Raw genomic sequence first — 963 nt, forward strand, 5'->3', positions numbered from 1 at the left:
AACAGGGATTGCAGGCTGGAGCTCACTCTGGGAAGGCTGGCAAACACTGCAAAGTAAACTGGACGGCTTTATTGCCGCCAAAGAGATGATGGCTTCGGGGATCAAGATCTGATCAAGAGACAGGGTATCACCTGCACATGATGATTCGTTCCTGAGTACCTTGGCGGAGATCGCATCTGCTATGGGTAAGTTGTCACCATACTCTGGCGGTTCAGTCGGTGGTGTATTAGGTGGAGTGTCTGATGTTATCAAGTAAATTTAAAACCATCATTCGATGGGCTTCCATTATAACTGTGAGTCTCGGCTACTATGTTTGGCTTGCCCTTGCTTCCTTGTCATTTGGTCATATTTCAGAGAAAGAAAGTGTTCTGCTTTCTGGGCCAATCACTTTGGAACAACACAAAGCAATAATGGGCAGTGTTATGGATGCTACCAATACAGTCTACATTGCTGCTATTTGGGGATTTTTGGTATGTGTCAGTCTTATATTGCTAATTTTTAGCAAGGTTCGTTAAAGCTAGATGGGCGGCATATTATCGCCCATCTCCCACCAGGGCATCCGCATGAATGCTCGTTAATTAGCCACCGAGGCAAATCCAGCCAATAAAACCCGCTCTAAAAATGCCGGATTCATCATGCAGCGTTTCTGTTTCATCGGAATGCTTATCTTCGTTTCTTCTGCTCGTAGCATGTTGAGAACCATATGCCGTGCTCAGAAAGATGGGGGGCCCATTTTTCCAAAAGAGAGTAATAGATCAGAATGACCGATCGCCGTCAAGCACTGAAAAAGCCAAAATCAGGTGCGGAATGACAGATCTGCGCTAGCGCCCGGGTTATCAGTAAGCGCCGTTAAATCGACCTACTTGCCTTTACCGTATTGCGCCACTTTTTTTGCAATCGGCTCCAGCGGGACGTTCCATGGCAGCAGGGCTTCGAGCTTTTCCAGGGTATCGGCCTCGCCAA

At 47.1% G+C, this 963-nt stretch carries 1 protein-coding gene and 1 pseudogene; one reads left to right on the top strand and one right to left on the bottom strand.

Going from position 1 to position 963, the window contains the following annotated elements:
- The first annotated feature begins 242 nt into the window (after positions 1 to 242).
- Positions 243 to 515, top strand: a complete 273-nt coding sequence (locus GWQ22_RS21585; protein ID WP_275931640.1) for a hypothetical protein — start codon at positions 243 to 245, stop codon at positions 513 to 515.
- Between the two features lie 59 nt (positions 516 to 574).
- Here GWQ22_RS21585 and GWQ22_RS21590 read toward each other — a convergent pair.
- Positions 575 to 709: pseudogene (locus tag GWQ22_RS21590) on the bottom strand (ISAs1 family transposase); the annotation flags it as partial.
- Positions 710 to 963 lie beyond the last annotated feature (254 nt).

The organism is Aeromonas sp. 1HA1 (assembly GCF_029237385.1).
GTDB lineage: Bacteria > Pseudomonadota > Gammaproteobacteria > Enterobacterales > Aeromonadaceae > Aeromonas > Aeromonas popoffii.